At 65.1% G+C, this 10,594-nt stretch carries 1 protein-coding gene (running past one end of the window); it reads left to right on the top strand.

Annotated elements, in window-relative coordinates; translation table 11 throughout:
* Positions 1-359 precede the first annotated feature (359 nt).
* A protein-coding gene (locus tag AC6I6U_RS19260; RefSeq protein WP_497877613.1) for a non-ribosomal peptide synthase/polyketide synthase crosses the window boundary here: on the top strand, positions 360-10,594 show its beginning. The gene runs 20,866 nt beyond the window's last position; the window shows 10,235 of its 31,101 coding nt (coding positions 1-10,235); it begins with the start codon at positions 360-362; the stop codon falls past the right edge of the window.

Genomic DNA, 10,594 nt, shown 5'->3' with positions numbered 1-10,594 from the left:
AGTATTGGCCACGGCCCGACCGATCGAAAATCGGCCGGGCCGTGGCCTTTTCCCCCTGTTTTTTTCACGACTTGCCGGACTCTCCCGGGCCCGGACGTTGTCCCCGCTTCCCATGACAGACAGTCCCAGGTGGATGCTCTAATTTTCCAGGCCAGTGGGGAGCATGGCGAATGGGGATGTTTCGCATGTGTCAATGGACCGCGGGCGTTCGCCGCTGCGGCGCCGGTCACGCCTGCACCCGGATTTGCGTGCTGTCTTCGAACCTCGAAGCCCCTCCGATTTATCGCGCGAACGTTGTCTGCGACACCGAGCCCTTGGGTCGTCAACCCTCTCCGACATGATAAACAGCAGGTTATTCGATGCACTTCAGCGAATTGATGGCAGTCCTTTCCACGCACGCGATCGGTCTTCAACTGGAAGAAGACAATCTGGTGATTCTCGGTGACGATGAGGGCCTCGACAGTGCCGTATTCGACAGCCTCGTCGTGCACAAGGCGGAACTGCTCAAGCTGGTGGCTCGAAATGGCGGGGAATGGCTGAGCCCGGCCCTGCGTATTACGCCGCAGATGCTGCCGTTGGCCAATCTCGACCAGGCCGCGATCGATCGGATTGTCGAATCGGTGCCGGGCGGAGCCGGCAACGTCCAGGACATCTACCCGCTGGCGCCCCTGCAGGAAGGGATTCTCTACCATCACCTGGCCGCAGGACAGGGCGACCCCTATGTGTTGCGGGCGCTGTTCGGTGCCGACAGTCGGGAGCGTCTCGACGATTTCGCACAAGCCCTGCAAGCGGTCATCGAACGCCACGATATCCTGCGCACGGCGATGGTCTGGGAGGGGCTCGACGAGCCGGTGCAGGTGGTGTTGCTCGACGCAACGCTGGCGGTGGAGGAAGTCCAGCTGGCAGCCGCCGAGGGTGATATCGAAGCCCAGCTACGTGAACGCTTCGACTCCCGGCACTATCGCCTGGACTTGCGCCAGTCGCCGCTGATGCACCTGGTGTGCGCCGAGGATCGGGCCAACGCGCGTTGGGTGGCGATCCTGCTGTTTCATCACATCGCCATCGACCACGCCGCGCTGGAACTGGTGCAGCATGAAATGCAGGCCTACCTGCTGGGCGAAGGCCATGCACTGCCCGAAGCCGTACCGTACCGCAACTATGTGGCGCAGGTCCGGCTCGGTACCGGGAGCGACGCCCATGAAGGTTTTTTCCGCGACATGCTGGCGGACGTCGACGAGCCGACACTGCCGTTCGGGGTGGCGCAAATCCCGGCCGGCGAGCCGCAGATCGAAGAGGTCCATCTGCCGGTTGCCGCCGACCTGAGCCAGCGCCTGCGCGCCCAGGCCCGTCAACTGGGCGTCAGCGCCGCGAGCCTGCATCACCTGGCCTGGGCACGGGTGGTGGGCGCCGTGTCGGGCAAGTCCGATGTGGTCTTCGGCACTGTATTGATGGGCCGCATGCAGGGCGGCGAGGGCGCTGACCGGGCGCTGGGGATGTTCATCAACACCCTGCCGTTGCGGGTGAAACTCGACGGTCACGCGGTACGCGAGGGGGTCAAGACCACCCATGCGCGGCTGACCGCCTTGCTGGGGCATGAACATGCTTCCCTGGCCCTGGCCCAGCGGTGCAGTGGCGTGGCTGCGCCGACGCCGTTATTCAGTTCGCTGCTCAACTATCGCTACAGCGTCACCGGCGCGGTCGCTTCGGCCGAGGCCGTCCGGGCCTGGGCCGGTTTGCAGAGCCTGGGCGGCGACGAACAAAGCACCTATCCGATCACGCTGTCGGTGGATGACCTGGGCGAGGGCTTCAGCCTGGCGGTCCAGGCCCTGGTGGCGATCGGTGCGCAGCGTGTCGGCGACTATATGCTGGCGGCCCTCGCTGCCCTGGTGGATGCCCTGGAGCAGCAGCCGCAGACACCCCTGCAACAGCTGGAGATCCTGCCGCCGACCGAGCGCCGGCAAGTGCTGTACGACTTCAATGCCACGGCGCGTGACTATCCGCGGCACAGCAGCCTGCCGGAACTGTTCGAGGAGCAGGTGGCGGCGTGTCCCGAGGCGCTTGCCGTGGTAATGGGCGAACAGGAGCTGACCTACCGGCAACTTAACCAACGAGCCAACGCTCTGGCGCGGCACCTGGGCGGCCTCGGCGTACAACCGGGCGACCGTGTGGGGCTGTTGCTGGAGCGTTCCTTCGACCTGCTGGCCGGCCAACTGGCTATTCTCAAGTGTGGGGCGGCCTATGTGCCGCTCGATATCAATGCGCCGGCCGAGCGCCAGGCGTTCATGCTGCACGACAGCGCGGCACGGCAAGTCTTGACCCTGAGTGGCGCCGTGGTGCCGGCCGGTATCCAGCGGGTCGACCTGGACCGGTTGGACCTGGAAGCCGAAGCGCCCGATCCGGCGCCGGTCTCGTCCGCCGAGTCCGTGGCCTATATCATGTACACCTCCGGTTCCACCGGTATGCCCAAGGGGGTACTGGTACCGCACCGGGGCGTCAGCCGGCTGGTGCTCAACAACGGCTATGCCGATTTCAACCGGCAGGACCGCGTGGCCTTCGCCTCCAACCCGGCGTTCGACGCCAGTACCCTGGATGTCTGGGCACCGCTGCTCAATGGCGGTTGCGTGGTGGTGGTCGATCAGTCGGTACTGCTGTCCCTGGAGGATTTCCGGGCCTTGCTGCTGGCCCGGTCGGTCAGCGTGCTATGGATGACTGCCGGCCTGTTCCATCAGTATGCCGCAGGCCTGATGGACGCGTTCAGCCGGTTGCGCTACCTGATTGTCGGCGGCGATGTGCTGGATCCAGCGGTCATTGCCCGCGTGCTGGCCGAGGGTGCCCCGCAGCATCTGCTCAACGGCTACGGCCCGACCGAAGCCACCACCTTCTCCACGACCCACGAAATCACTCGCGTTGCCAGCGGCGGCATTCCCATCGGCCGACCCATCGGCAACAGCCAGGTGTATGTTCTCGATGCCTTGCGCCAACCGGTGGCGGTGGGCGTGGCCGGTGAGCTGTATATCGGCGGGCAGGGGGTGGCCAAGGGTTACCTGAATCGGCCGGAACTGAACGCCACGCAGTTCATTGCCGATCCGTTCAGCGACCAGGCCGGGGCGCTGATGTATCGCACCGGCGACCTCGCGCGCTGGAACGCGGACGGTGTGGTCGAGTACCTGGGGCGTAATGACGACCAGGTGAAAATCCGTGGTTTCCGTATCGAACTGGGCGAGATCGAAGCACGCCTGGCTGCCTGCATGGGCGTCAGGGAGGCGCTGGTACTGGCCCGCCAGGACGATGGGCACAAGCGTCTGGTGGCTTACCTGGTCGGCGAGGACGGCTGCACCTTGTCGGTGCCGCAACTGCGTGGCGAACTGGCGGCATCCCTCGCCGAATACATGGTGCCGAGCGCCTTCGTGATCCTGGACGCCTTCCCGCTGACCGCCAACGGCAAGCTGGATCGCCGGGCCTTGCCCGAGCCAGATGCCGGCGCCTATGCCAGCCGCGAGTTCCAGGCACCCGAGGGCGAGCTGGAAATCACTCTGGCACAACTGTGGGTCGACGTGCTCAAGGTCGAGCGCGTCGGGCGCAACGATCATTTCTTCGAGCTGGGCGGGCATTCGCTGCTGGCCGTGAGCCTGATCGAACGCATGCGCCAGATGGGCCTGAGTGCCGACGTGCGCGTGCTGTTCAGCCAGCCGACCCTGGCCGCGCTGGCGGCGGCGGTGGGTGGCGGGCGCGAGGTCACGGTGCCGGCCAATCTGATTGCTCACGATTGCCCCCGGATCACCCCGGACCTGCTGCCACTGGTGAGCCTGACCCAGGTACAGATCGACCGGGTGGTGGCAACAGTGCCGGGCGGTACCGCGAACGTGCAGGACATCTACCCGCTGGCACCGCTGCAGGAGGGGATACTCTATCACCACCTGGCAGCCGGGCAGGGTGATCCCTACGTCTTGCAGGGACAGTTCGCCCTGGATGATCGCGAGCGTCTGGACGCCTTCGTCCAGGCGTTGCAGATGGTCATCGACCGCCATGACATCCTGCGCACCGCGGTGGTCTGGGAGGGCCTGGAGTCACCGGTGCAAGTGGTCTGGCGCCAGGCGCGGCTGCACCTCGATGCGCTCGAGTTCGACCCGGCGGCCGGCGATATCGGCGCGCAGTTGCATGCTCGCTTCGATCCGCGTCACTACCGCCTGGACATCGGCCAGGCACCGCTGATGCGCCTGGCCCATGCCGAAGATCCGCTCACTGGGCGGATCACCGCGATGCTGCTGTTCCATCACATGGCCCTGGACCATATGGCAATGGAAGTGGTGCAGCATGAAATGCAAGCCTGGCTGCTGGGCGAGGCCGAGAGCCTGCCAGCGCCGGTACCCTATCGCAACTATGTGGCCCAGGCGCGCCTGGGCGTGAGCCAGGCCGACCACGAAGCGTTCTTCCGCGACATGCTCGGCGAGGTGGACGAACCGACGCTGCCGTTCGGCTTGCAGGATGTGCAGGGCGATGGCCGTGATATCGAGGAAGCCAGCCTGGCGCTGGATAGCCGGCTGGACCAGGGCCTGCGGGCCCAGGCCCGGCAACTGGGGGTGAGTGCCGCCAGCCTGATGCACCTGGCCTGGGCCCAGGTGCTGGGCAAGGTTTCCGGTCGGCAGGATGTGGTGTTCGGCACCGTGCTGATGGGCCGGATGCAGGGCGGCGAGGGCGCCGACCGCGCCCTGGGGATGTTCATCAACACCTTGCCGCTGCGGGTCGCAGTGGGCGGGCAGGGCGTGCGTGCCGGGGTCAAGGCGACCCACGCGCGGTTGACCGCGTTGCTCGGGCACGAGCACGCCTCCCTGGCCCTGGCCCAGCGTTGCAGTGGCGTCGCTGCGCCGTTGCCGCTGTTCAGCGCCTTGCTCAACTACCGCCACAGTGCCGTGGGCAGTGTTTCCGAACAGACCCTGCAGGCCTGGCAAGGTATTCAGGCCCTCAGTGCCGAAGAGCGGACCAACTACCCGTTGACGCTGAACATCGACGATCTGGGCGACGGCTTCAAGCTGACGACCTTGGTGGCCTCGTCCATTGGCGCCCAGCGAGTGTGCGCCTACATGCACACCGCGTTGGAGCAGTTGCTGGAGGCGTTGGAGCATACGCCACAAGCGTCGTTGCAGAGCCTGTCGATCCTGCCTGCTGATGAGCGTGAACAACTGCTGGTGGGGTTCAACGACACGGCGCTGGAGTATTCGCAGGCGCAGACCATTCACGGGTTGTTTGAAGCGCAGGTGGAGCGTACGCCGGATGCACTGGCGGTGGTGCATGGCGAGCAGCACCTGGGCTATCGCGAGCTTAACGAGCAGGCCAACCGCCTGGCCCATGCCTTGCACAAGCAGGGTGTGCAGCCTGATTCGCGGGTAGGCATCTGCGTGGAGCGCGGGGCCGAGATGGTCGTTGGCCTGCTGGCGATCCTCAAGGCGGGCGGCGCCTATGTGCCGCTGGACCCGGCTTACCCAGCGGAGCGGATCGCCTACATGCTGCAGGACAGTGCGCCGGCAGTGGTGCTGGTCCAGACCGCTACCCAGGATTTGCTGGCTGGTACTTCGGTGCCTCTGATCAATCTCGATCAACGCACTTGGCAGGACGAATCCGTCCAGAATCCGCAGGTGCCTGGCCTGACCTCGGCGCACCTGGCCTACCTGATCTACACCTCGGGTTCGACCGGCCTGCCCAAGGGCGTGATGATCGAACACCGCAACACGGTGAATTTCCTGACCTGGGCTCATACGGCTTTCGACGACTTGTCGAACCACACAACTCCTGTGGGAGCCGGCTTGCTGGCGAAAGCGGCCGATCAGGCGGCAAACGACTCACTGGCCTCATCGCCAGCAAGCCGGCTCCCACAACAAGGGTCGGCATTGAGCAAAACCTTGTTTTCGACCTCGCTGAACTTCGACCTGGCCGTTTATGAGTGCTTCGCACCACTGACTTCGGGCGGCAGCATCGAGGTGGTGAAAAACGTCCTGGAGCTGCAACACGGCGAGCATGATATCGGCCTGATCAACACCGTACCGTCAGCCTTGAAGGCGCTGCTGGAAGTCGACGGCCTGCCGAAATCGGTGCACACGGTCAACGTTGCCGGTGAAGCCCTGAAACGGAGCCTTGTAGAGTCGCTGTTCGAAAAAACTACCGTCCAACGCCTGTGCAACCTCTATGGCCCTTCGGAAACCACCACTTACTCCAGCTGGGTGGCGATGGACCGTGAGGACGGCTTTGCCCCGCATATCGGCAAACCCGTCGGCAACACTCAGTTCTACCTGCTGGACGAGCAACAGCCGGTTCCGTTGGGCGTACCTGGTGAAATCTACATTGGTGGCGCCGGCGTGGCCCGTGGCTATTTGAACCGCGACGACCTGACCGCCGAGCGTTTCCTCCAGGACCCGTTCAGCCAGGACGCTTCGGCCAGGATGTACCGCACTGGCGACCTGGGCCGCTACCTGCCGGACGGCAACATCGAATACCTGGGCCGCAACGACGACCAGGTGAAGATTCGTGGTTTCCGTATCGAACTGGGCGAAATCGACGCACGCCTGGCAAAACACCCGGCAATCCACGAGGCGGTGGTCACCGCCCGCGAGGACGTGCCGGGAGACAAGCGCCTGGTAGCCTATTACACCCTGGCCGAGGGCCACGCCTCGGTCGAAATCGACAGCCTGCGCCGTCATCTCCAGGAAAAACTGCCGGAATACATGATCCCGGCCCTCTACGTCGCGCTGGAAAAACTGCCGCTGACGCCGAACGGCAAGCTGGATCGCAAGGCCCTGCCGGCACCGGACAGCACGGCGTTGAGCCGTCGTGGCTTCGAGGCTCCCCAGGGCGAAACCGAAATCACCCTGGCAGGGATCTGGGCCGATGTACTCAAGGTCGAGCGGGTCGGGCGCCATGATCACTTCTTCGAACTGGGCGGGCATTCGCTGTTGGCTGTCAGCCTGATCGAACGCATGCGCCAGGCCGGCCTGAGCGCGGATATACGGGTGTTGTTCAGCCAACCGACCCTGGCCGCCCTGGCCGCCGCCGTGGGTGGCGGACGGGAAATCGTGGTGCCGGCCAATGTCATCCCGGCAGGCTGCGAGCAGATTACCCCGGCCATGTTGCCGCTGGTCAGCCTCGACCAGGCGGCGATCGAGCAGATTGTCGCGAAAGTGCCCGGTGGTGCGGCGAACGTGCAGGATATGTACCCGCTGGCGCCGTTGCAGGAAGGGATTCTCTATCATCACCTGGCGACCGACCAGGGCGACCCCTATGTACTCCACGCCCTGTTCAATATCGCCAATCGCCAGCGCCTGGATGCGTTTGCCCAGGCGCTGCAACAGGTCATCGACCGTCACGACATCCTGCGCACCGCTGTGCACTGGCAAGGCCTGGACCAGCCGGTCCAGGTGGTCTGGCGCCAGGCGCGCCTGCATTGCGAGGGCTTGTCACTGGACCCGCGTGCCGGTGAGGTGGCGGACCAGCTCAAGGCGCGCTTCGATACCCGCCACTCGCGCCTCGACGTGACCCAGGCACCGCTGATGCAACTGGTATTCGCCGAGGACGAATCCCGGCAGTGTTGGGTGGCGATGTTGCGCTTCCACCACATGGCCCTGGACCACACCGCGCTGGAGGTGGTGCGCCACGAAATCCAGGCGAACTTGCAGGGGCAGGGCGGGCAGCTGGGCAGCCCGGTGCCGTACCGCAACTATGTGGCCCAGGCACGCCTGGGTGTCAGCCAGCAGGAACATGAAGCGTTCTTCCGTGAGATGCTCGGCGATATCGACGAGCCGACCCTGCCGTTCGGCATCCAGGATGTGCAGGTCGACACCCACCGGATTGACGAGGTCAGTTGCGTTCTACCGTCGACATTGAGTCAACGCCTGCGGGTTCTGGCCCGGCAATCGGGCGTCAGCGCCGCCAGCCTGCATCATCTGGCCTGGGCCCAGGTGCTGGGCACCGTCTCGGGCCAGCAGGATGTGGTGTTCGGCACGGTGCTGATGGGCCGGATGCAGGGCGGCGAGGGTGCCGACCGAGCGCTGGGGATGTTCATCAACACCCTGCCGCTGCGGGTCGCCGTGGGCGGGCAGGGTGTGCAGGACGGGATCAGGGCGGTCCATACGCAACTGACCGCGCTGCTCGGTCACGAACATGCTTCCCTGGCGCTGGCCCAGCGCTGCAGCGGCGTGGCGGCGCCGACACCGTTGTTCAGCGCCTTGCTCAACTACCGGCACAGTGCCGTGGGCAGTGTTTCCGAGCAGGCCGTGCAGGCTTGGCAGGGAATCGAGATTCTCAGCAGTGAAGAACGCACCAACTACCCGCTGACGCTGTCGGTGGACGACCAGGGCGAAGATTTCTCCCTGAGTGTCCTGGCCCTGGAGGGCATCGGCGCGCAAAGGGTCTGCGACTACATGCACACGGCCCTGATCAACCTGGCTGCCGCTCTGGAGCAGACGCCCCTGGCGCCATTGTCCGGGCTGTCGATCCTGCCCGATGCCGAACGCGAGCAATTGCTGGTTGGGTTCAATGCCAGCGACCGCGACTACCCTCGGACGCAGACCGTGCAGGGCTTGTTCGAAGCCCAGGTGCGGGCGCGTCCCGAGGCCTGTGCGGCAATTCATGACGGCGTTGCACTGACCTACGCTGAACTCAACGCCCGGGCCAATCGCCTGGCCCGCCATCTGCGCGGCCTTGGCGTGCAGCCGGGCGACAGCGTGGCGATCCTGCTGGAACGCAGCCACGACCTGTTGGTCAGCCAGTTGGCGGCACTCAAGTGCGCGGCGGTCTATGTGCCGCTGGATATCCATGCGCCGGTCGAGCGCCAGGGCTTCATGATCGAGGACAGCCAGGCGCAGGTGCTGCTGACCCGTAGTCAGGTGGCGCTGGGCACCGCCGTACCACGTGTAGAACTGGATCGTCTGGACCTGTCTCGTCTCGATCCGGACGACCTGGAAGTTACGCAGTCCAGCGAAAGCTCGGCGTACATCATGTACACCTCTGGCTCCACCGGCACGCCGAAAGGGGTGTTGGTGCCGCATCGGGCCATCAGTCGACTGGTGCTGAACAACGGCTACGCCGATTTCAATGCCCAGGACCGCGTGGCCTTTGCCTCCAACCCGGCGTTCGATGCCAGTACCCTGGATGTCTGGGCACCGCTGCTCAATGGCGGCTGCGTGGTGGTGATCGACCAGGACGACCTGCTGTCGCCGGTCAACTTCCAGCGCTTGTTGCTGGAGCAGTCGGTAACGGTGCTGTGGATGACCGCCGGGTTGTTCCATCAGTATGCGTCGGGCCTGGGCGAAGCCTTCTCGCGCCTGCGCTACCTGATCGTCGGCGGCGATGTGCTGGATCCGACAGTGATTGCCAGGGTATTGGCCAACAGCGCTCCCGAGCATCTGCTCAATGGCTACGGTCCGACCGAAGCCACGACCTTCTCGGCAACCTACGAGATCACTGCGGTCGGCGCTGGCGGTATTCCGATTGGCCGGCCAGTGGGCAATACCCGCCTGTACGTGCTCGATGGCCAGGGCCAACCCGCGCCGTTGGGCGTGGCCGGCGAGCTGTATATCGGCGGCCAGGGCGTAGCCTTGGGGTACCTCAACCGGGAAGACCTGAGTCGAGAGAAATTCGTTGCCGATCCGTTCGACAGCGCGCCGAACGCTCGGATGTATCGCACCGGTGACCTGGTTCGCTGGCGTGCCGACGGCAACCTGGACTACCTGGGCCGCAATGATGCCCAGGTGAAGATCCGTGGTTTCCGGGTCGAGCTGGGCGAAATCGAGGCGCGGCTGGCCGAGCATCCCGAGGTCCGGGAGGCGGTGGTGCTGTGCCGTGAAGATGCTCCGGGCGACAAGCGCCTGGTGGCCTACTTCACGACGCAGCAGCCGGCAGCCGTGCTGGAAGTCGAAACCTTGCGCGACCATCTGCAAGGCGGCTTGCCGGAATACATGGTGCCGGCCGCCTATGTGCAGCTCGACGGGCTGCCATTGACGGCCAACGGCAAGCTGGACCGCAAGGCGCTGCCGGTGCCGGATGCGCAGGCACTGGTCAGTCGTGGCTACGAAGCGCCGCAAGGCGAAGTGGAGAACCTGCTGGCATCGATCTGGGCCGATGTGCTCAAGGTCGAGCGGGTGGGGCGCCATGACCACTTCTTCGAATTGGGTGGTCACTCGCTGCTGGCGGTGAGCCTGATCGAGCGCCTGCGCCAGGCCGGCCTGAATGCCGATGTTCGTGTTCTCTTTGGCCAGCCGACCCTGGCCGCCCTGGCGGCGGCGGTGGGCACGGCACGTGACTTTGTGGTGCCGGCCAACCGGATTGCCCCGGACTGCCAGCGGATCAGCCCGGACCTGCTGCCGCTGATCGACCTGGACCAGGCCGCCATCGACCGTATCGTCGCCACAGTGCCAGGCGGGGCGGCGAACATCCAGGATATCTACCCGCTGGCGCCGCTGCAGGAGGGGATTCTCTATCACCACCTGAGTGCCGAGGAAGGTGATCCCTACGTGCTGCAAGCGCAGTACGCCTTTGACAGCCGTGCCCGCCTGGATGACTTCACACAGGCGCTGCAATCGGTGATCGACCGTCACGATATCCTGCG

This window comes from Pseudomonas sp. UTLPPB19802, from assembly GCF_059730225.1.
This window is presented reverse-complemented; position numbering and strand designations above follow the sequence as displayed.